Source organism: Anabaena sp. UHCC 0204 (assembly GCF_009711975.1).
Classification (GTDB): Bacteria; Cyanobacteriota; Cyanobacteriia; order Cyanobacteriales; family Nostocaceae; genus Dolichospermum.
This window is the reverse complement of record NZ_VIKW01000005.1, coordinates 179855-202423: the sequence shown is the minus strand read 5'-3', so window position 1 is coordinate 202423 and position 22569 is coordinate 179855. Positions and strand designations below refer to the sequence as shown.

Annotated in this window: 20 protein-coding genes; 16 read left to right on the top strand and 4 right to left on the bottom strand. The window is 37.8% G+C overall.

Annotation, left to right across the window (positions count from 1 at the left end):
• Positions 1–38 precede the first annotated feature (38 nt).
• The 8 genes from FJR04_RS06330 to FJR04_RS06295 all read left to right on the top strand — a co-directional run bounded on the left by FJR04_RS06330 (position 39) and on the right by FJR04_RS06295 (position 10852).
• A complete protein-coding gene (locus FJR04_RS06330) occupies positions 39–1091 on the top strand; it encodes a 3-oxoacyl-ACP synthase III family protein (protein WP_168492798.1) in 1053 nt (350 codons plus the stop codon).
• Between the two features lie 12 nt (positions 1092–1103).
• On the top strand, positions 1104–1730 hold the full coding sequence (locus FJR04_RS06325) for an acetyltransferase (protein ID WP_168492796.1): 627 nt from the start codon (positions 1104–1106) through the stop codon (positions 1728–1730).
• Entirely contained in the window at positions 1731–2864 is a 1134-nt protein-coding gene (locus tag FJR04_RS06320) for an aminotransferase class I/II-fold pyridoxal phosphate-dependent enzyme (protein ID WP_168492794.1), read from the top strand.
• 21 nt (positions 2865–2885) lie between these two features.
• A complete protein-coding gene (locus FJR04_RS06315) occupies positions 2886–5087 on the top strand; it encodes a polysaccharide biosynthesis tyrosine autokinase (protein WP_174763509.1) in 2202 nt (733 codons plus the stop codon).
• 581 nt (positions 5088–5668) lie between these two features.
• Complete coding sequence (locus FJR04_RS06310; RefSeq protein ID WP_168492792.1) at positions 5669–9064, top strand: phycobilisome rod-core linker polypeptide; 3396 nt, start codon at positions 5669–5671, stop codon at positions 9062–9064.
• 326 nt (positions 9065–9390) lie between these two features.
• A complete protein-coding gene (apcA, locus tag FJR04_RS06305; protein ID WP_168492790.1) occupies positions 9391–9876 on the top strand; it encodes an allophycocyanin subunit alpha in 486 nt (161 codons plus the stop codon).
• 68 nt (positions 9877–9944) lie between these two features.
• Positions 9945–10430: an allophycocyanin subunit beta gene (gene apcB / locus FJR04_RS06300; protein ID WP_168492787.1), complete on the top strand. Its 486-nt coding sequence runs from the start codon at positions 9945–9947 to the stop codon at positions 10428–10430.
• A 215-nt stretch (positions 10431–10645) separates the two neighbouring features.
• Entirely contained in the window at positions 10646–10852 is a 207-nt protein-coding gene (locus FJR04_RS06295) for a phycobilisome linker polypeptide (RefSeq protein WP_027402734.1), read from the top strand.
• A gap of 140 nt (positions 10853–10992) precedes the next feature.
• Here FJR04_RS06295 and FJR04_RS06290 read toward each other — a convergent pair whose 3' ends face one another.
• Positions 10993–11814: an abortive infection family protein gene (locus FJR04_RS06290; protein ID WP_168492785.1), complete on the bottom strand. Its 822-nt coding sequence runs from the start codon at positions 11812–11814 to the stop codon at positions 10993–10995.
• A 168-nt stretch (positions 11815–11982) separates the two neighbouring features.
• On the opposite strand from FJR04_RS06290, the gene FJR04_RS06285 reads away from it, so the two are divergent.
• Both FJR04_RS06285 and FJR04_RS06280 read left to right on the top strand, forming a co-directional pair.
• Positions 11983–12285: a DUF433 domain-containing protein gene (locus FJR04_RS06285; protein WP_168492783.1), complete on the top strand. Its 303-nt coding sequence runs from the start codon at positions 11983–11985 to the stop codon at positions 12283–12285.
• Positions 12278–12643 (top strand): DUF5615 family PIN-like protein, encoded by a 366-nt coding sequence (locus tag FJR04_RS06280; protein ID WP_071190498.1) that lies wholly within the window; start codon positions 12278–12280, stop codon positions 12641–12643. Before FJR04_RS06285 ends, FJR04_RS06280 begins: the two co-directional genes overlap by 8 nt.
• Before the next feature lie 90 nt (positions 12644–12733).
• On the opposite strand, the gene FJR04_RS06275 is transcribed toward FJR04_RS06280, so the two are convergent.
• Positions 12734–13225, bottom strand: a complete 492-nt coding sequence (locus FJR04_RS06275) for a Spy/CpxP family protein refolding chaperone (RefSeq protein WP_168492781.1) — start codon at positions 13223–13225, stop codon at positions 12734–12736.
• 229 nt (positions 13226–13454) lie between these two features.
• Here FJR04_RS06275 and FJR04_RS06270 point away from each other — a divergent pair, with 229 nt between their 5' ends.
• The 4 genes from FJR04_RS06270 to FJR04_RS06255 all read left to right on the top strand — a co-directional run bounded on the left by FJR04_RS06270 (position 13455) and on the right by FJR04_RS06255 (position 17802).
• The gene (locus FJR04_RS06270; RefSeq protein WP_168492779.1) at positions 13455–14660 is read left to right on the top strand and encodes a sensor histidine kinase; all 1206 of its coding nucleotides are present in this window, start codon (positions 13455–13457) and stop codon (positions 14658–14660) included.
• Positions 14660–15322 carry a response regulator transcription factor gene (locus tag FJR04_RS06265; protein ID WP_168492777.1) on the top strand — a complete coding sequence of 221 codons (663 nt, stop codon included), beginning with the start codon at positions 14660–14662 and terminating at the stop codon, positions 15320–15322. The genes FJR04_RS06270 and FJR04_RS06265 overlap by 1 nt, the downstream gene beginning before the upstream one ends.
• Before the next feature lie 616 nt (positions 15323–15938).
• Positions 15939–16814: a DUF4388 domain-containing protein gene (locus FJR04_RS06260; protein ID WP_168492775.1), complete on the top strand. Its 876-nt coding sequence runs from the start codon at positions 15939–15941 to the stop codon at positions 16812–16814.
• A gap of 130 nt (positions 16815–16944) precedes the next feature.
• A complete protein-coding gene (locus FJR04_RS06255) occupies positions 16945–17802 on the top strand; it encodes a DUF4388 domain-containing protein (protein WP_168492773.1) in 858 nt (285 codons plus the stop codon).
• A 159-nt stretch (positions 17803–17961) separates the two neighbouring features.
• Here FJR04_RS06255 and FJR04_RS06250 read toward each other — a convergent pair whose 3' ends face one another.
• The gene (locus FJR04_RS06250; protein WP_254445213.1) at positions 17962–19128 is read right to left on the bottom strand and encodes a hybrid sensor histidine kinase/response regulator; all 1167 of its coding nucleotides are present in this window, start codon (positions 19126–19128) and stop codon (positions 17962–17964) included.
• Between the two features lie 57 nt (positions 19129–19185).
• Positions 19186–20679 carry a response regulator gene (locus FJR04_RS06245; RefSeq protein ID WP_168492771.1) on the bottom strand — a complete coding sequence of 498 codons (1494 nt, stop codon included), beginning with the start codon at positions 20677–20679 and terminating at the stop codon, positions 19186–19188.
• 288 nt (positions 20680–20967) lie between these two features.
• Between FJR04_RS06245 and FJR04_RS06240 the strand changes: the two genes are divergently transcribed.
• On the top strand, positions 20968–21348 hold the full coding sequence (locus FJR04_RS06240; RefSeq protein ID WP_168492769.1) for a response regulator: 381 nt from the start codon (positions 20968–20970) through the stop codon (positions 21346–21348).
• 97 nt (positions 21349–21445) lie between these two features.
• Positions 21446–22501 carry an EAL domain-containing protein gene (locus tag FJR04_RS06235; protein WP_168492767.1) on the top strand — a complete coding sequence of 352 codons (1056 nt, stop codon included), beginning with the start codon at positions 21446–21448 and terminating at the stop codon, positions 22499–22501.
• Positions 22502–22569 lie beyond the last annotated feature (68 nt).

Here is a 22569-nt window from a genome sequence, read left to right as displayed (position 1 = left end):
TTAGCAAAACATGAGAATCTTTGATTTTGGCAAAATCTATGAATAAAACAAGTATTCCTAACATCAGTATGCGAGGAATAGCAGTTGCTTTACCTCAAGAAACTGAATTTAATCATGAATTATCTGATGTATTAGAACATGATGAAATAGAACGGATTAGTCAAACAATTGGCATTTATAGCAGAAGAGTTGCCGAAGAGGGAATAACAGCTTTTGATCTGATGTATCAAGCTGTGAATAAACTTTTAAACACTACCAATATTAGGAAAGAAAATATAGACTGTCTTGTTTGTATTACCCAAACTCCAGATTATCTAATTCCCGGAAATTCCTTTCTTTTATGTCATCAATTAGGGTTAGATCCCAAAGTATTGACATTAGATATAAATACTGGCTGTGCGGGATTTACACATGGTCTAATTGTCTTGGGAAAATTACTTAATAATGGTGATCTTAAATGTGGACTATTGGTGATTGGAGATACAATCACAAAATTAGTAAATAACCAAGATAAAGCCGCGCATTTATTATTTGGTGACGGTGCGGCTGCTTGTGTCTTGGAATTTGATCAGAACAGTCAAGGATTAACAGCTTTTTGGCGAACAATTGCCGATGATTATGATAAGTTGATTGTTCCTGCTGGGGGAATGAGAAAGCCAATTAGCCAGGAAACAAGTATTACTACTTTCAGAGGAAATGGTATCTACAGAAGCGATAATGATTTGGCAATGGATGGTGCTGCTGTTTTTTCATTTTGCATTAAAGAAGTGCCAGATTTGGTCAATTTCGCTTTAAGAACTTGTAATTTAAGCAGTGAAGATATTGATTTATTTGTATTTCACCAAGCTAATAAATTTATGGTTGATTACATTCGTAAAAAACTCAAATTGAGTGCAGAAAAAGTTCCCATATTGGTAGAAGGAATCGGAAATACAAGTGGTGCATCTATCCCCATTGCTATTAGTCGTTATGCCTACAATCAAGGAATAAATAAAATTAGTGGTCGGCTTTGTTTAACAGGATTTGGAGTAGGTTTGTCTTTGAGTAGCATCATTATTGAAGTAGAAGATTTAATTGTCACTTCCCTATAATTTCATGATGTTATGAATCAAAAAAAAGTAATTGTAATTGGTGCAGGAGGTCATGCCAAAGTCGTAGCAAGTACGCTCATGGCAGCAGGACACCACGTAGTCGGTTTTTACGATGATGATCTGCAAAAGAGGGGAACGCATATTTCTGGTATTCCGGTTGTTGGTCCCGTCAGTGAGCTTAAATATGGCGATTTTTCTCATGCAATCATTGGTGTTGGCCAAAATGAAAAAAGAAAGCGGTTAGTAGAAGAACTTAATCTTGATTGGATTACCGTAGTTCATCCCTATGCGTGGGTTCATCCTGATGTTTCATTAGGTATAGGTACAGTAGTATGCGCCGGTGCAATCATCCAGCCCTCTGCAAAAATTGGATCGCACGTAATTATTAATACTAAAGCGAGTGTTGATCATGACTGCTGTGTGGGAGATTACGTACATATGGCACTCTCCCATCTGGCAGGAGGGGCAACAGCCCAGGAGGGGGCTTTTTTAGCCCTGGGAAGCATTGTATTGCCAGGAATTCAGGTGGGAGCTTGGGCTACTGTCAGTGCCGGCTCAGTAGCCATGAGGGATGTGATGCCAAACAGTACAGTAGCAGGTGTACCTGCTCGATTAATTAAAGAAACTACTTTAAATTAAATGAATAAACCAATTCTCCTCTCAACTCCTCATATCGGAAATCAAGAATTAGAATTTGTTAAAGAAGCATTTGATACTAATTGGATCGCCCCTGTTGGACCCCATGTTGATGCTTTTGAACAGGAATTTTGTCAAGTTACTGGTGCTAGTTATGCGGCTGCTGTTAGTTCGGGAACTGCGGCTTTACATTTAGCTTTGCAATTAGTTGGAGTCACTTCAGGAGATGAGGTTTTCTGCTCTACTTTAACCTTTGCAGCTACCGCTAATCCAATTGTTTATTTAGGGGCAAAACCAGTTTTTATTGATAGCGATCGCCTTTCCTGGAATATGAACCCAGATTTGTTGCAGGAAGCTTTACAAAAACGTGCCTATCTTGGTAAGTTACCCAAAGCAGTTATTGTTGTTCATTTATATGGTCAAAGTGCCGATATTGAACCTATTTTCAAAGTCTGTGATCACTATAATATCCCTCTCATAGAAGATGCGGCTGAGGCTTTAGGTGCTACTTATAAAGGGCTGTCTCCAGGTACTTTTGGGCGATTTGGCATTTACTCTTTTAATGGTAATAAAATCATCACTACATCTGGTGGAGGAATGTTGGTTTCTCATGATGATCTATTAATTGCCAAAGCTAAATTTTTAGCAACTCAAGCCCGCGATCCTGCCCCCCATTATCAACATTCAGAAATTGGTTATAACTATCGTCTCAGTAATGTTTTAGCGGGTATTGGTCGGGGTCAATTACGAGTTTTAAATCAAAGAGTAGCAGCAAGACGACGCAATTTTGAAGTTTACCAACAGGCTTTAAATGATCTTCCTGGAATAGAATTTATGCCTGAAGCAAAATTTGGAATTTCTACTCGGTGGTTAACTTGTTTAACTATTGATGCTGATAAATTTGGTGCAGATAGAGAATATATCCGGCTGCAACTTGCTCGCAGACAAATTGAAGCTCGTCCTGTTTGGAAACCATTACATCTCCAACCTGTGTTTTCTGAATGTGAATGTATTGGTGGTGAAGTGTCCGAAGATTTATTTACAAAAGGTCTTTGTTTACCTTCTGGTTCTAATCTTACAAATGCAGAGTTAGAGCGAGTGATTGATGCTATTCAAGCCATTTACTCTACAACTTAAAAAATAAAAATTTAATTTATTATGGAACTACAAGAACCTTCTATATCACTAGAAAGATATTGGACAATCATTAAACGTCGCTGGCTCGCTACTTTATTTATTACTGTTTCTGTTTTCGTAGTCGCTCAGTTAGCTACATCTTTAAAAAAACCTATTTATTTGGCAGAAGGTAAATTGCGTTTTCACAGAAATAATGCTACTTCTTCTATGACAGGATTAGGAACAGAAATAAGTAGATTAGATCCTCTCATAGAAATGAGTAATCCTCTCACTACAGAAGTAGAAGTAATTCGTTCTCTGCCTCTGATAGAAACAACTATTAACCGACTAAATCTCCAAGATAGTCAAGGTGTTCCTTTAAAAATTAAGAAATTTCTCAATCAACTTACTGTCAAAGAAGTTAAAGGTGCTGATGTTATCCAAATTACTTTCAATCATACTAACCCTAAAATTGCTGCTCAAGTTGTCAATGAATTAATCAAAATCTATTTAGAGCAAAATGTATCTTCACGTAGAGCCGAAGCAGCCACAGCACGTCAATTTATAGAAAAACAACTCCCAAAAGCTGAATTAGTAGTTCGTAAAACTGAATCTGAATTAGCAGCTTTTAAAGAGAAAAATAAAGTTGTTTCGTTACAGGAAGAAGCTACAAATGCCATAGCAGTGATTGGGGATCTACAATTAAGAATTAACGATACTCAATCTCAATTAGCTAATTTTGAGTCACAGGCTCTAATCATTAGTCAACAATTAGGAATGAACCCACAACAGGCATTAGTAGCAACTTCTATTAGCCAAATTTCTGGAGTTCAAGATATTCTCAAGGAAATTCAACAGCTACAATCACAATTAGCAACTAGACGGACTGTGTTACAGGATAGTCATCCACAAATCATAGAGTTACAAGATAAAATTACCTCTTTAAATAGAGTTATTGATAATAGAATAGTTCAGGTTTTAGGCAAAAATGAACAACAACTAAAAGGCAATTTAGAATTAAGTACCTTACAACAATCACTTGCTAGTAGATTAGTAGAATTAGAATCTAACCGTCTAGGTTTAGCAAGTCAAGCTAAGTCTTTATTAAATTTACAATTTGCTTATAAACAACGATTGAATAATTTACCCAGACTAGATCAGCAACAACGTCAAATAGACCGTAAACTACAAGCCGCACAGTCTACCTATTCTCTGTTACTTCAGAAGTTACAAGAAAGTCGTATTGCGGAAAATCAAAATTTAGGGAATGCAACTAAGATTGCTGAAGCTAGAATTCCTGACGAACCTAATTTTTCTCCTCTGATTTCCTATCTCAGTTCAGCGTTATTAAGTATCATAGCTGCCTTGGCAACTATATATATTTTAGAAGTCAAAGATAAATCTATCAAGACTATTGAAGAAGCTCAGGAATTACTAGGAATGACTTTATTGGGAATACTACCGACAATTAATAACCTTAAACCATATATGCGGAAAAAAGATGATCTGGAATCCTATCAACAAAGAGTTGTGATTCGAGATTTTCCGCGCTCTTCTATTAGTGAAGCTTACCGAATGCTGAGGGCAAATTTGAACTTTATGAGTGCTGATAAAGAGCTAAAAGTTATTGTTGTCACTAGTTCAGTACCCAATGAAGGTAAATCAACAGTTGCAGCTAATTTAGCTACAGCGATCGCTCAAATGGACCGTCAAGTGTTATTAATAGATGGAGATTTGCATCGTCCAGTTCAACATAAAATTTGGAACTTGATGAATAATCAAGGTTTAAGTAATTTGATTGTCAGACAGGAAGATATGACCACGACAATCAAAAAAATCATGCCTAATTTAGATATTTTGACTTCTGGAATAGTTCCTCCTAGTCCTGCATCTCTTCTTGATTCACAACGAATGGCGGCTTTAATGGCGAATTTTTCTGATAAATATGATTACGTAATTGTTGATACACCAGCCTTAAATGTAGCTGCTGATGCGGTTACTTTGGGACAAATGGCTGATGGTGTTTTATTAGTAGTTCGTCCTGGTGTTGTTGATTCTGTAAATGCTAATTTTGCCAAAGAACTATTAGCCAAATCTGGTCAAAATGTTTTGGGACAGGTGGTTAATGGTGTAATTCTCAAAAATGAACCTCACAGTTATTATTACTTTACTAAAGAAGACTATTTACAACCAACTCATCCAGAATCTGTAGAAACTCCACTAGTAAGTAATCGTGCAAAATAAATTGTACATTTAGGAGAGGGAACAGGGAACAGATAAGCACTACAGGGATTTGTATTTGTTCCAAAAATATGCAATTAATTTTGCTCAGGTACTTACCGCTTTCTCGAAAGTAAGGAAATTGTCAGAAATGGCTATAGCTTGCGTGACGACGTAGGAGTCATACGACACGCTGCGCTATCAGGATGTCTGTTTACTGAGCGATAGCCTGCGTGGCGAAGCCATAGTCGAAGTACAGGATTTAAGACTAAGATTTTATCACCAATCACCAATCACCAATGTCAAACAACGTAGCATTCATGTAATATTTGCTACGTATTCTTTTGTTTTACTGAGTTTAGTCCTGATATTAACAGTTCGCTGATTGATCTCCTGATCATGTCGAATATCAAATTTAGATTACAGATTCGTCATACTTCTTAATAAACCAACAGCGTAAACGCAAAACGTTCTAATCTAAAAATTGACTTGGTTAATTTACTGGGTTTTGCAGGCTTAATATTCACAAATACGCAAAAATGTCAAGCCTTAAAGCAACTCAGGCTTAACACATAAACGATTATGATAGGAGTTTTAAGAATCCAATGAGTGTTAAGGCAAGCGGTGGAAGCTCAGTTGCGCGTCCGCAACTATATCAAACTGTACCAGTAGCTACTATTTCCCAAGCGGAACAACAAGACCGCTTTTTGGGAAGAGGTGAACTGAGTGAACTCAGCAGTTATTTTTCCTCTGGTGCAAAACGTTTAGAAATTGCCCAGATTCTTACAGAAAATTCCGAAATCATCGTCTCTCGTGCTGCTAACCGGATTTTTATCGGTGGCTCTCCCATGGCTTTCCTAGAAAAGCCCCAAGAGCGAGAAATGGCAATGGTTGGCGCTGGTGGTATGAGTGTCCAAGAGGGCATGACATTAGGAACTGTCACCTACGTTGAAAGTCGTGGTGGTTTCTTTGAAAACCTGCGTTCTATCTTCAATACTTCTGCTGGTGGACCCACACCTCCAGGCTTTAGACCCATTAACGTTGCTCGTTATGGTCCTAGTAACATGGCTAAGAGCTTACGGGATTTATCCTGGTTCTTGCGTTATGCTACCTATGCGATTGTGGCTGGCGACCCCAACATCATCTCTGTCAATACCAGAGGTTTGCGGGAAATTATTGAAAATGCCTGTTCTGGTGAAGCAACCATCGTGGCTTTGCAGGAAATTAAATCAGCGTCTTTATCCTATTTCCGCAAAGACCCTGTAGCCACAGAAATTGTGACTCAGTACATGGATGTGTTGCTGACAGAATTCCAAGCACCCACACCTTCAACCAAAGTCCGTCAACGTCCTTCTGGCGACCAACAAGGGTTACAACTGCCGCAAATTTATGCTAATGCCGCAGAACGTCGTCCTAAGTACGCCATGAAGCCCGGTTTGTCTGCTTCTGAGAAAACTGAAGTTATCAAAGCGGCTTACAGACAACTATTTGAGCGGGATATTACCCGTGCTTATAGTTTGTCTATTTCTGACTTGGAATCCAAAGTCAAAAATGGCGATATCTCCATGAAGGAGTTTATTCGTCGTTTAGCTAAATCTCCCCTTTACCAAAAACAGTTTTATCAGCCTTTTATTAACAGCCGGGTGATTGAATTGGCTTTCCGTCACATTTTAGGACGGGGACCAAGTAGCCGGGAAGAAGTGCAAAAATACTTCTCCATTGTTTCCAAAGGTGGTTTAGCAGCTTTAGTTAATGCTTTGGTAGATTCTACCGAATACAGCGATTACTTCGGCGAAGAAACAGTTCCCTACATTCGGGGTCTGGGTCAAGAAGCTCAAGAATGTCGCAACTGGGGACAACAGCAAGACCTGTTTAAATACAGTGCGCCTTTCCGGAAAGTTCCTCAGTTTATTACTACCTTTGCTGCTTACGAACAGCCATTACCTGACCAACATCCCTACGGCTCTGGTAATGACCCCTTGGAAATTCAATTTGGGGCGATTTTCCCGAAAGCAACTCGCAACCCCAGCAGCAGTCCTGCACCTTTTAGTAAGGATACCCGCCGGATCTTAATTCACCAAGGACCTGGTATTAATAACCAACTTAGCAATCCTAATGCTCGGAGTGTCGCTCCTGGGACTTTGGGCGCGAAGGTGTTCAAGTTAGACCAATTACCTGGAACTATTGGGAGAAAAGCTGCTAAGGGTGCAAGTGTCAAGTTCTCGGAAAGCTCTACTCAAGCGGTAATTAAGGCTTGTTACCTGCAAGTTTTCGGTCGTGATGTTTACGAAGGTCAACGCCTCAAGGTTGCGGAAATCAAGCTGGAAAACGGCGAAATCACTGTCCGCGAGTTTGTGCGGATGTTGGCGAAGTCGGATTTATTCCGCAAGATGTATTGGACTTCTCTTTATGTCTGTAAAGCGATTGAATATATTCACCGTCGCTTGTTGGGTCGTCCTACTTATGGTCGTCAAGAGAATAATAAGTATTTTGACATTGCGTCCAAAAAGGGCTTCTATGCGATCGTTGATGCCATTCTAGACAGTGAAGAATACAGCCAAGCATTTAATGAAGATACAGTTCCTTACGAACGCTATCTAACTCCTGCGGGTGTGTCTTTACGTCAATTGCGCGTGGGGACTATCAACGAAGATTTGGCGAATGTTCAGAAACAAGAAACACCTCGCTTTGTGGAATTGGGTGCAGTCACAGAAATGCGGACTGAACCAGATATTGAATTCCGCATGAACCAAGGTGTTACTAAGCAACGTGAGCAAACCAAGGTCTTCAAGCTCACAGCAAGTAGTAATGACAAGGTTGCTGCTGACACTGTGATTAGCGGTGCTTATCGGCAGATTTTTGAGCGAGATATTGCTCCTTACATCTCTAAGAACGAGTTCACGGTTCTCGAAAGCAAGTTGGTGAACGGTGAAATTAGTGTTAAGGAATTTATTCAAGGTTTGGGTTACTCTAGCCTTTACCAGAAAGAGTTCTACACTCCTTACCCCAATACAAAAGTAATTGAGTTGGGTACTAAGCATTTTTTGGGTCGCGCCCCGATTGACCAAGCGGAAATTCGCAAATACAACCAAATTCTGGCTACTCAAGGAATTCGTGCCTTTATTAGCGAGATGGTGGATAGTGCAGAATACCGTCAAGTGTTTGGTGAGGATACTGTTCCTTTCCGTCGCTTCCCCACGTTACCTGCTGCTAACTTCCCCAATACCGAGAAGCTTTACAACCAGCTAACTAAGCAGAATGATGATTTGGTTGTTCCTAGCTTTGCCACTGTGAAGCCACGGATTAAAACTGAGAATACGCCAATTCTAGCGAAGGCGATCGCTGATTTGGCAGCCCAAGCTAAAAAAATGGACAAGACTAAACCCTTGTTTATTGAGTTGGGTCGTTCTTTCAATGATGGTCGTGGTCAGTCTGTGGAAGTCGGTGTGGGTACAAGCCGCCGCAAACCAGCCCGGATTTACCGCGCTACCACTGGGACAAATTCCCCAGAAACCAATCAGGTAATTAATGCTATCTACTGTCAGGTAATGGACGTATTTAGCGGTCAAGTTCCTGAATATTTCCGCCGTTCTGAATTAGATAGCAAATTGCGTAACGGTGAAATTACCGTGCGTGAATTTGTTCTCGAACTAGCTAGTTCAGATATCTATCGCAAGCGGTTCTACACTCCTTACCCCAACACTAAGGTAATTGAGTTCCTATTCCGTCACCTATTGGGACGCGCACCAGCTACCCAAGGCGAAATCCGTCAGTATAACAAGTTGCTGGCTGATAGCGGTTTAAGGGCTGCTGTAGAGGCAATTGTCAACAGTCCAGAGTATGCTCGCTACTTTGGTGAAGACGTAGTACCTTACAACCGCTATCCATCTTTACCAGCCGGTAATTATTTGGGTAGTGTCCAAGCTGCTGCTGACTTGGTGAAACAATCTTGGTCTAGCTTGTCTCCCTCTGTTTTAACAGGTCGTCCTAGTAATAGGTAGGTGACAGGTAACAGGTGACAGGTGATAGAAAAGAGCTTTTGATCTTGCTCCTACTGGCTTTTTACTGTTCCCTGTTCCCTGTTCCCTGTTCCCTCAGAATGAGCAAATCTGAAAATAAATGTTACAAAATATTAAGAGCAGTAATAAATGCTCAACATAATACTGGACAATGTTTTCCGGGAGGTAGTTGAGTTTCCACCTTGTTTACACTAAATCCGGTCAATCTGGCTAAAAATGTAAATCAAGATGTTAAGTCCCTATCAACCGCATAAAGTCGTACCAGTTTAATCAAATTCTGGTTCCATTAGTTTTGGAGGAGTCCATTAATGAGTATCGTCACGAAAGCTATCGTGAATGCTGATGCAGAAGCTCGCTACCTCAGCCCCGGTGAATTAGACAGAATCAAAGGTTTTGCTGCTGGTGGCGCACAACGCCTCCGCATCGCTCAAGTTTTGACCGAAAACCGCGAACGCATCGTTAAGCAAGCTGGCGACCAACTGTTTCAAAAGCGTCCTGATGTTGTTTCCCCTGGTGGTAACGCTTACGGACAAGAAATGACAGCTACTTGTCTTCGTGACTTGGACTACTATTTGCGTCTTGTTACCTACGGAATCGTTTCTGGTGATGTAACCCCCATCGAAGAAATCGGTATCGTTGGTGTTCGTGAAATGTACAAATCTTTGGGTACTCCCATTGATGCAGTTGCTGGTGGCGTTGCCGCTATGAAGAACGTTGCTGCTACCTTGTTGTCTGCTGAAGACGCTGGTGAAGCTGGTTCTTACTTCGACTACGTTGTTGGTGCAATGCAGTAAGTTTTAGCTATTTCTAGGCTCAAACGAATACTGTTGCAATCAGGTTGGAAATAAGGAAAAAAACAACAATGCAAGACGCAATTACCTCCGTTATCAATTCTTCAGACGTTCAAGGTAAATACCTTGATACCGCTGCTCTCGAAAAGCTAAAAGGCTACTTCGCTACTGGTGAACTGCGCGTTCGTGCGGCTCAAACAATCAGTGCTAATGCTGCTGCGATCGTTAAAGAAGCTGTAGCTAAGTCCTTGTTGTACTCTGATATCACCCGTCCCGGTGGTAATATGTACACCACTCGTCGTTACGCAGCTTGTATCCGTGACTTGGATTACTACTTGCGTTATTCTACCTACGCTATGCTCGCTGGCGATCCTTCCATTTTGGATGAGCGTGTATTGAATGGCTTGAAAGAAACCTACAATTCCTTGGGAGTACCCGTAGGCGCTACCGTTCAAGCTATCCAAGCTATGAAGGAAGTAACCGCTAGTTTGGTTGGTCCTGACGCTGGTAAAGAAATGGGCGTTTACTTTGACTATATCTCCTCTGGCTTGAGCTAGGAGTTAGGTTTGCACTTAGTCATGTAGGTGCGACTTTATTAAGGTCTGGAAATCAATCATGATTGCTAGAAGGTTCTCTTGCTGATTGGTTGTAAGTGTTATCAGTCTAGTATTGATGGTTGATTCCCAGCCTTGGAAAGAATAATTTAAAGATTTTCACTCAACATATTTGAGATAAAAAGTTTCCAAAACAATATCAGGAGATTTGAAACAAAATGGCTCGTTTATTTAAAGTAACTGCTTGTGTTCCTAGCCTAAGTCGTACTCGCACCCAACGCGAATTACAAAATACTTACTTTACTAAGTTAGTTCCTTATGAAAATTGGTTCCGTGAACAACAACGGATTCAAAAAATGGGTGGCAAAATTGTTAAGGTGGAATTGGCAACTGGTAAGCAAGGTACTAATGCTGGTTTGTCTTAATTTCTATAAATCAGAGATTATTTTAGTAGATTTGGAAGGGGTCAGTGATGACCTCTTTTTTTTGTTTACAATTAAGAGTATTTAGCTCACGCAGAGGCGCAGAGTCACAGAGAGTGAGAGTAGTAAGAGTTTAGTTTAGTTTATCTTTTTTTCATTTGATATTCCTTGGTATCAAAGAGAAAGTTGCAAAGTGTTTTAGCTGAGTTAACTGCTAATCTTGCATGATGTTCTGACGGTTTATAGGAAATTACATGAGAATCACTCATTGTATTTCGTAATGTAGCCAAACCAGAAACAATACTTGTCAACCCTGAAAGGATTTGTTGTAAGCACTCCCCAATATTTTCCTGTCCTGGAGAAAGATTCAAATGATTTTGAACTCTCCTGTAAAGTTTTGGAAGATTACCATCATATTTTGGTGGCTGAGGATCAAACTCTTTTTCAATTGCAGATAAAACTGCTTCAATAAGAGACCGCGCATTAGTTATAGCACCATCAAAGTCCCCTTCAGTAAGTTTTCTATCACACTTTTTAATTTGCTCATCAATAAATATGTGTGTTATCTCAACTGAATTCTCATAAGGATGTAATAGATCAATTTGAGTATCAACTAATTGAGAAACTTTCCATTTATTACCAACAGCTATTAATTGATATCCATCAAATTTAAGAAATTCGTTAAGATAATCAACTGCACTTTTAATATCTTTACCTCCATTGAGAAAGTCCAGAGGATGAAAAGCAGTTTCTAAGATATTTTTCATGGAAACTGTATTATTAAAGTCATACAGTTTATCCTTTGTATAACGCCAACGAGAAGGAAAACCGCTCTCATATATATCATCTGAACCAAAGGTACGGAAAAAATCAATGAGTTGTGGACCAGTTCGGTATGGCGAAATTTGTTTATCACCTGTAATAATAGATCCGAGTGCCGATATTGTTTGTTCTGATAAATTCACACTTTAATTAATCTTGATTATTGCATCAACAATTATAAAGTATTTTTCTATGTATCACAATGTAGAAATCTTACCAGCAAGTAATCTATATTATGAGCGATCGCCTGTGGTGCGATGCGCCAACAATAAACTAAAATTAAATAACCTTAGCTAAAAATTCTCTCAACTATGCTAACTGCGACTAACATTGGTACGCTAGTAACCTGTTCTCCAGATGTAAATAATGGTCGTCCCGTGATTACAGGGACTAAAACTTCTGTAAGTCGGGTGGTTGTTCTTTACAAACAAGGTGCAAATGCTGAAGAAATTGCCCGTCGGATAAGTTACCTCAACCTTGCTCAAATATATGCAGCTTTAGCTTACTACCACGCTAATCGTGATCAGATTGAGGCTGAGTTAACTGAAGCAGAGGCTGAATATTGGAGTTTAGCAACTTTACACAGCCAGAAAGATAAAAAAGCAGATGAATAAGATCCGACTTTATATTGATGAGGATTCTATGGATGAAGACTTTGTTCAAGCTTTGCGTTCCCGCAATGTAGATGTATTAACGGTTGCAGATGTGGGAATGTTGTACAAATCTGATCCAGAACAGCTAACTTGGGCTAAGGAAAACAACCGAGTTATATTTAGTTTTAACGCCAGAGACTTTTACCAGATTCATACTAATCTGCTGGAACAGGGTTTATCTCATGCTGGAATAATTCTAGCACCACAACAACGATATGGAATTGGTGAATTAATGCGTGGGGTTTTGCGATTGATTAATACCAAATCAGCAGAAGATATGCAGGGGCAAGTAGAGTTTTTAAGCAACTGGGTTTATTAATTATGCCAGGTTTTACAGTCAATCATACAAAAATGAGATGGGCTGTTATGCCCACCCCTAATTTATTAAACTTATTTAAATAATTAAGAATTATTGAGGTTTATTTTGTTGACGGCGAGAACGCATATCTTCCCGCATTTGCTTCATTTGTGCTTGCTGTTCAGGAGTTAATACAGCTTGCATTTGTTGTTTAGATGATTCTTTAATTTGTCTCATTTGATTTTTCTGTGCTTCCGTTAGGTTCAAAGAAGCAAAGAGATTACCCTTCTTACCACGTCTACCCTGACGTTGCCCTTGTCCTTGTTGGCGTTGAGCCTTACGTTCTGCCATTGCAGCCGTTAATTTAGCTTTTTGTTCGGGAGTTAAAACAGCTTCCATTTGGGCGCGGGTACTGCGGCCAATTTCCTGCATTTTAGCTTTTTGTTCGGGAGTCAAATTCAATTTTTGGAATTGGCCTTTTTTTTGCCATTCTTTGCCAGGTTGAGGAGAAGATGGATTTTGTTGTGCTTGAACTGCAAAAGGAGTTGCGGTTAAAGTCAAAGCCAAAGTACCAGCAATGAGTGATAATGTTTTCAGTTTCATAGTAACCTCTTAGTTATCTCGGTTTTCCATGCTTCTATCATAGGGACTAATGCCCAGTAACGACATGAGGCAAAAGTCACGTCTACATCCATTACTTTAGTCATGACATTAGCATTCAGATATCTGGCTCTCATCCTATTGAACTTGATCGTGATACAACTATTTTAAATCCGGGTTAGGCTTCCATCTTTTCAATTGTCAATTTTCAATTATCAATTGTCAATTATTTATGAATCGTCCTATTCAGTTTAATAATCATCCCTTTCGATTTTTACTGTATTTAGAATGGCTACTATTAGGATTTTCTACTTTAATGGCATTAATGCCATCTCCATCACCGCGCTTTTCTGTCTTGTATCCAGAACTGACAATTTGCAGTTTGGCAATTTTTGGGTTGATGGGTTTAAGGTTGCCTACTTACAATAAAACTAATAAAGTTATCTATACAGCTATTGAGGTAATATTAATTTTAATTACTGGTTTTTTTGGTGGTAGAAGTGCCAGACTTTTTCCTTTTCTTTATCTAATTTTAGTAACTCGCAGTTGTTTAATATTTAAACTTCCAGGGCGGTTAACAATAACTCTTGCGTCATTTGTTTTATTCTTATTTAATCTTAGGCAAAGGATGCCTCCGGGTAAATTTGCACCCATAGCCCAAGAAAGATTTAGATTTTTTAGTTTTAGTTTAGCTGTTATATTTGGTTTAAGTTTAGTATTTATTTTATTATTAATGAATGCAGTATTATCTGAACGTGAAAGTCGAGATAAATTAGAAAATGCCAATGAAAAACTTCGTCAATATGCACTGAAAATTGAAAATCAAGCTACTTTAGAAGAACGTAACCGCATTGCTAGAGAAATTCATGATTCTTTAGGACATTCTCTCACTGCTTTAAATTTGCAATTAGAAACTGCTTTAAAATTATCAAAATCTGATATACCTAGAGCTATGACATTTTTAGCCACTGCCAAAGAACTCGGTTCAAAAGCCTTACAAGATGTGCGTCAATCTGTTTCTACAATGCGATCGCATCCTTTGCAAGGAGAAACTTTAGAAAAGGCTATATATCTCTTATCTACAGATTTTCACCGTTCTAATGGCATTTTACCTAGTTGTCATATTTCTATTATATCTCCATTGTCTCTAGAAATTAGTACCCCGATTTATCGCATTATTCAGGAATCATTGACAAATATTTCTAAATATGCACAATCTACAGAAGTTAAACTAGAATTAACCACAACAATAGACACTTTAAGGTTAATAATTGAGGATAATGGCAAAGGTTTTGATTTGGAGAAAAATACGACTGGATTTGGTTTACAAAGTATGCGCGATCGCACTTTAGCATTAGGAGGTGAATTTCAGATTCATAGCAGTCATAATCATGGTGTTAAAATTCTCGTTGATATCCCTTTACCCAGATATAAATAATGATTACACTCTTGCTAGTTGATGATCAAAGTCTTATTCGTCAAGGTTTAAGAGCATTATTAGAATTAGAAACAGATATAGAAATTATTGGAGAAGCAGAAAATGGTAAAATTGCCATTGATCTAGTTAAAGAATTACAACCCAATGTAATTTTAATGGATATCAGAATGCCCATCATGGATGGAGTTGCAGCTACTAGAGAAATTAGCCAATATTTCCCCCATAGCAAAGTTTTAATCTTAACAACCTTTGATGATGAAGAATATGTTAAAGCTGCACTCAAAAATGGAGCAATGGGTTATTTACTCAAAGATACACCATCAGAAGAATTAGCAGTTGCCATTCGCGCTGTTGATAAAGGATATTCCCAGCTAGGACCAGGAATAGTTAAAAAGCTTTTAACTCAATTTTCTTCTCATCCACCCCAACCTGTATTATCTGTACCACAGAACTTAGTGGAACTCACACCGAGAGAAAAAGAAGTTTTACGACTCATTGCTATTGGTGATAATAATCGAGAAATCGCCCAAAAACTTTACATTTCTGAGGGTACAGTCAAAAATCATGTGACAAATATTTTAAATACACTCAATTTACGCGATCGCACTCAAGCTGCTATCCTAGCCAATAGTTTTTTTGCTTACTTAGAACAAGATACTTAAAAAAATAGCACCTAATTAATTTAAGTGATAAATACTAGATGGCTATTTTTTTGCCTTTACCATAGTTACGTATCTATAACTTAATTCTTAATAAAGATTAATATATAATTGGGTAAACTTAGCATGGCTAAAATGCTGGTAATGCTTATTCTACATGACTTTTTTAGACTTATTTAACCCAAATATCTCATTTATATGCTTAACTTATGTTAATGATAAAATAAACTGAATCCAGTATTTTCTCGGTATTATATTAATCTTTTTTTCGGCATAATTTAAATCACAAGGACACTAGTGAAGAGGCATCTAAGTAATAGGACATAATTAATTACACAACTGATCTTTCTGTTCCCTGTTACCTCTCTCAACAAGTGAATTTGATTTTGTCCGACTACTTATTTACACAGTTACCTGATTTTTAAAATTAGTTAGTTTAGATTATGTTTATTTTTGCAGCAGTCGGATAGATTCGCAGTGTCAGCCTGTAGTGAAATCAGGAAAAATGTGTTACCTGATGGAAAGTTGCGTAGTTTAACGCTCAGAGCTTTTTTTCCAAGTAAATATCGGCATATTTGAATTCTGGGTTTTAATTTTCATATTAATAAGGAGGTCGATTATGTCTATTACTGGTAACTTTGCAGATTTTTCTTTGCCAGAACTACTACAATTTTTAGATCAAGGCAAAAAAACAGGTATACTTCATATTGAATTATCCTCTGACAAAAATCAAACTAACGCCAAACAAATTTATTATATTTGGTTGCATCAAGGACGAGTTATAGGTGCATCTGATCGTTTAGATCATCAAGGTTTAACCTTAATGATTGCTCAAAGAGGATGGATAAGTGAGCGTGTAATTTCCAGGGTGACTCAAATTTCCTCATGTTTTATTAATGCACCTCTTGGGCTATGCTTAAAATCCCAAGGATTAGTACAACCCGAACAACTAAAATTGTTATTTAACTCCCAAGTTCTTCGGCCAGTTTGTGCTTTATTTCAAATTAAAGATGGTCAATTTAAATTTGAAGCAATCTCAACATTACCCTTGGGAGAAATGACAGGTTTAAGTATGTCTGCAACCGAAGTTATATTAATTGGTTTGCGAGCATTACGAGACTGGAGAGCTTTAGCAGAAAAACTACCAGATCCTACTTCCGGTTTATCAGGGTTAAGCGCAAAACAGCCTCGGTTACATCTAAATGCTCAAGAATGGCAAGTATGGGAATTTGCTAATGGTGAAGTTTCTTTAGAAAAAATTGCCAGTCAACTCAATCTAAGCGTAGAGACAGTATTGCAAATAGCGTTCCGTTTGATTGTCGTCGGTTTGGCAGAAGAGCATTTTATGGTTACGGCTGCTTCTATCCCCATGATAGAAGATTCTCACCCCGAAATACCTTTGGTAACATCAGTACCAGAGCCTACTCAAAAGCCATCTGTTAGTCAATCATTCCTCAAAAATTTAGTAGGTTTTCTGAGAAGTAAAACTATATAAACTACCCTGTTGTAAGACAGACAGGGCTTCCCAATTCATCGGGAATAATCCAAATAGCCAGATATTTTGCACAAGTTTTCCACATTCTGCCTTTATATTCTTGAATATAGCACTCAGAGCAAGGTAAACTATGGCTATCTCAGGATTCCTATCTGAACTTTCCCTCGCAGAAATCTTTCAACTGCTTGAGCAAGGAAATAAAACAGGCCGGTTAACAATTAAAGCCCAATCACATCTTTCCTCTCAACACGAAAAAAACTTTTATATTTGGTTTAAGCAAGGACATATTGTTGCTGCGGCTAATAGGTTAGATGGACAAGGATTGTTATCCATCATCCAACAACGAGGTTGGCTTAGTATGCGTGCTGCGGCTCGAATTACAGATGTTTGTGCAACTAATCAACCAGCAGGTTTGTGCCTCAAATCCCAAGGAGTATTAGAAGCAGAGCAATTAAAAATATTATTTAATTATCAAGTTTTGAATCAAATTTGCCAATTATTTGAGTTAGAAGATGGAAGATTTCAGTTTGATACCAAAATGCCCTTACCTACTTCAGAAATGACAGGTCTAACTGCTGTACCCAAGGAAGTTATACTGATGGGCTTAAGAGCTATGCGTAATTGGCAAGTGCTGGAAGACAAGTTACCAGATCCAAGTTTTGCTTTAGTCAGTACAATTAATGAGAAGCCTCGATTGCGCTTAAATCAACTAGAGTGGCAAGTTTGGGAATTCACCAAAGGCACAGTTTCAATTATAGCGATCGCTGAACAGTTAGGGATGCCTATAGCCAAGATCCAACAAGTTGCATTTCGGCTCATAGTTGTCGGCTTATTAGAAGAAGTGCCGATTGTTTCCGAAGCACTAGGTCGGCTATCTGAACTAGAATCCACCATGCTTGAGCTAGAATTTGAACCAAGCAAAAAACAAGCTCCTGTGAGTAAGTCTTTTCTTCATAGTCTAGTTGGTTTTCTCAAGAACAAGGTTTAAATTTTCAATCAAAAATATCTATGATCTATGAATGATTATAGAACTATAAGACTTCGATGGAATTTTTGTGAACGTAGTCTAGACTTTGTGCTTAAAATTTCTTATGCATCTACCACCTAATTTCATACTATAAATATCTATCTAATTTTACCTATTGTTTTAAATCTCTGGCAATCTTGGATAGGGATAACGAGGCAAGGATATAATAAATGTTGTGCCTAAATTCTCCTGGCTTTCTAAAGAAATAGTACCTTGATGGACTTCAACACATTTTTTGACAATTGCTAATCCTAAACCTGTTCCCTTAATATTACCCACATTACTACAACGATAGAAGGTTTCAAACAATCTTGATTGACTCTCTACAGGAATACCAATTCCTTGATCTTTGATGCGGAATATAGCCTTCTGATTTTGACATTCTAAGTCAAAATAAATTTTTGATTCAGGTGAAGAATATTTAATTGCATTGGAGAGTAAGTTAGTCAGAATTCGCTGAATTAATGTAGAATCCATCTCTGCATCTGTAGGTTCTTCCGGGCAAGTAAAGCAAATTTGATGTTGATTATTTAAACTATATTCCAAAGTATCCATAACTTGCTGACAAAATTCTTTCAAGTTGATATTTACAGGTTCATACTGCATTTTAACTGCTTCCATATTGCCAACAAGCAGGATTTCATCTAATAATAATAGCAATTGATCAACAGCAGTATTAATCTTGCCAATATAACGGTTGATGATTTCAGCAGGAGGAATATTGCCACCACATTCAAGTAATCCGGCAAAACCTTGAATACTGGTAAGCGGATTGCGAAAATCATGGGAAATCATGGAAACAAACTCTGATTTCATCCGATTAAGTTCTTGTTCTTGCACTAAAGCTTTGAGAGCTTGATCTTTTGCTTCTTCCAGTTCTATTTGCATCCGTCGTAATCGTAACTGATTTTCAATCCGAGCTAGAACTTCTTCTACTTGAAATGGTTTAGTGATGTAGTCTACTCCACCAATGCGAAAAGCTTTAATTTTATCTATAGTTTCGCTCAAAGCACTCAGAAAAATTACTGGGATTTCACAAGTATTGGAATCTAGCTTTAACTGTTCACAGACCTCATAGCCATTGATATTGGGCATATTGATGTCTAACATGATTAGATCTGGATGCTCTATTGCCACAGCTTTGAGTGCGATCGCTCCACTGTTTGCACAACGCACATCATATCCTTGTTCTTCTAGCATATTAGAGAGCAAATGTAGATTGTTTGGTGTATCGTCAACTATTAAAATAGTTCCTTTATATGGTTCATATTGAATATTATTCATCATTTAATACACTTCACTAAAAAATAAAAACAAGAATTTATATGATGTTAAAAAATCTATCTAAACGTGATTTCGGATTGTGCGAATACGTTGAAGGCGATTGCTAATTCTGGTTAAGAGTTCTTTAGGAACAATAGGTTTATTTAAGTAATCATCTGCACCCATAATAAAGGCTTTGTGTAACATCTCTGCATCATTAGAGCCAGTCAAAACTAGAATTGGCAGCCAGTTCCAATCATGATTTTGGCGGACAGCTAAACATAAATCTAACCCTTCTGTGCCACTAGGCATATTAATATCAAGAATCAGAAAATCTGGACGAATTGATGCCAATATTTCCCAGAACTGATATTGATTTTCCAAACAAGTAAGCTCAACACCTAAAGGTTCAATTAATTTTTTTAGGGTGATCAAAATTTGTGGATCATCATCAACTGCCAAGATTTTGGCATTAATTTCTTCATACTCATTTATAGTAGGTAAACTAATTACCTCTTGAGCATACCCTTCTAAATGCTGGCGTAAATTTCTGACTAACAGATCTAATTTTTGAGCAACTTTATGTTGGTGAACCGGTGTAAAATGTGATGATAACTTAAATTCTGACTCCAATATAACTTCTATTTTTCGAGCCAAAATAGTTCCCTCATCTAAGCCAAACATACCCAAAGATCCAGCAAGTTTATGAGCATTTTGAAGAGCTTTTTGGCATAAATTATCATCAAAAACACCAACTAATAAAGAAGATATAGTTTCTTCTATAGCAATTAATCGGTCAAAACTTAAATTTTTGGTCTGGTTCCAAATTTTCCCCAAAGATACATTTAATATTTCTTCTTTGGCTACAGTGGGAATTGTTTGATTATTTTTGGGTAAAGTAAAAGCCGGATTAATTCTGTACCCCTGTCCATAAACTGTTTCCAGGAAATCATCCGCACCAACCACTTTTAAATTTCGACGAATATTTTTAATATGGGATCTGACTGTAGATTCATTAGGTGGTTCAGCATCAAATGACCAGAGGTGATCAACAATATCTCTGGGACTATAAACCCGTTTTTGGTTGCGAAGAAACAATTCCACTAACAGATACTCTTTACGGCTAAGTTTCAGCACTTGTGACTGATAACTCACTTCGTGCATACTTGGATCAAGGGTGATATCACCACATTCTAGGATAGGAGAAACTGATGTGCTGCCACGACGAATTAAAGCCCGAATTCGAGCAGCCAGTTCCTGAACATGAAATGGCTTCACCATGTAATCATCAGCACCGCTATCTAAGCCGACAAGTTTATCAGTCGTAGTATCACGAGCCGTCAAAAGCATAACTAAAACTGGATTTTTTCTCTCTCTTAAGCGGCGACAAAAACTAATTCCATCCAATTTGGGGAGCATCACATCTAAAAGGACTAAATCATATTGAAAGCTTTCGAGAAAGTCCCAACCAGCTTCACCATCGTGAGCAACATCAACAATATAGTTTTGCTTTAATAAAAGCTCGGTTAAGACTTTTATTATAGTTTCATCATCATCTACTAGCAAAATTCTCATCAGTTGTAATATATAGCAGTCCTAAATGATACAATCCTAGATTGAGCCTATAGCTTAAGGAAATTTTACCAAAGAAATGGGTTTAAAGCCTTGCCCTTTTAGACACTAACGGAATTAAGTATAGTATTTGATTTGGTAAACTCTATACAGCACTTCGCGGTGTTATGAGGTACAATTCTAGCCATCAAGATGCCTACACCACAAGAGTTTCATAATTTTAGTTTGTATCTCAAAAGAGCGCAATCTGCTGTATTAATACAGATAAAGAATACTAAATAAAGGTTACTGATGAAAAGTAAAAAAGTTTTAATAATTGATGATGAAGAGGATATTCGAGAAGTTGCTCAAATTAGTTTAGAAATTATGGCTGGATTAGAGGTGATTGTGGCTCGAACGAGTCGGGAAGGAATACAAAAAGCCGAAACTGAGCAACCAGATGCAATTTTACTAGATGTGATGTTACCTGACATGGATGGTTTAATCACATTTGAGCAACTTCAGTCTAATCCCCACACAAAGCATATACCAGTAATTTTGCTAACGGCTAAAGTCCAGGACTCAGATCAACGTCGCTTTGCGACTCTAGGCATTAAAGCGGTGATCACTAAACCCTTTAAACCTGCTCAATTAGCTGAACAGTTATTAGTAGCCTTAAATTGGAGTAAATAATATCCTCTGGAGTTTTGACGGATATCCACGATTTTTCCACAATTACAGACTATAACTTTTGAGTATCAGCTAATTATTTTTTCCAAGAGTATTAAATATGACAAGTACCCAATTTTTGAATTTCCATTATCCTGTTAGCACAGAAATAAAAGATGGAATATTCTTGGACATTAGTAATAATTTGCGTAATCCTTTAACTGCAATTCAGATGGCTCTTGATCTGTTAAGCTGTGGCCAGCTAGGTACTCTATCTAAACAACAACATCATATAGTAGAGATTGCAGCTAATAATGCACAGCGCTTAATTCGGCTAACAAGCGCCAGTAAGGGAGATAGAGAAGTTGTAAATACGGTCATTTCGGAAAAAGAACTTGCTCAAATAAAATTTGAGCAGGATCTAGAAAAAGCATTGTCGCGGAATGAGTTTAGCCTATGCTATCAACCAATACTTTCTTTGAAGAATAATAAAATTATCGGTTTTGAAGCATTAATACGCTGGCAACACCCTACCTTAGGGACAATTTCTCCTGATACATTTATTCCTTTGACAGAAACAAGCGGTGCGATTATCAAAATTGGCAAATGGGTTTTAAAAGAAGCTTGCTCTCAATTATGCAAGTGGCAACAGGAATTTCCTGAACATTTTGCTTCCTTAACAGTGAGTGTTAATGTTTCTAGTAAACAGTTAGCAAACCCTGATTTCGCAGCAGAAGTTCAGCAGATTTTGCAAGAAACTGGCTTGAAATCTCAAAGTTTGGTTTTAGAAATTACTGAGACTGCAATAATTGATAACGATATCCAAGCTAAAGAAACACTAACTAAACTACAAAATGCAGGAATTCGGATATATATAGATGATTTTGGCATGGGTTATTCTTCTCTTAGCCGACTCTATGAGCTACCTTTAAATGTTATCAAAATTGATCGTTACTTTGTAGAGAAATTAGATTGCCCTAATGGAAACCATATAATTGAAGCGATTACTAATATGGCACACAACTTAGGACTAGAAGTGATTGCTGAAGGAGTAGAAACTTCTGAACAAATTTTAAAGCTTCAATCACTTGGTTGCCATCAAGTACAGGGATATTTCTTGTCCAAGCCTTTGGAAAAATATGCAATTGCCCCTTTTGTTTGTGGTGAAATTCAATAATTTGTTGTTAGTTTATCTAGTTTTTAATGTGATAAAAATTTCAGTTTTTCAGCGATGCTTAAATACGG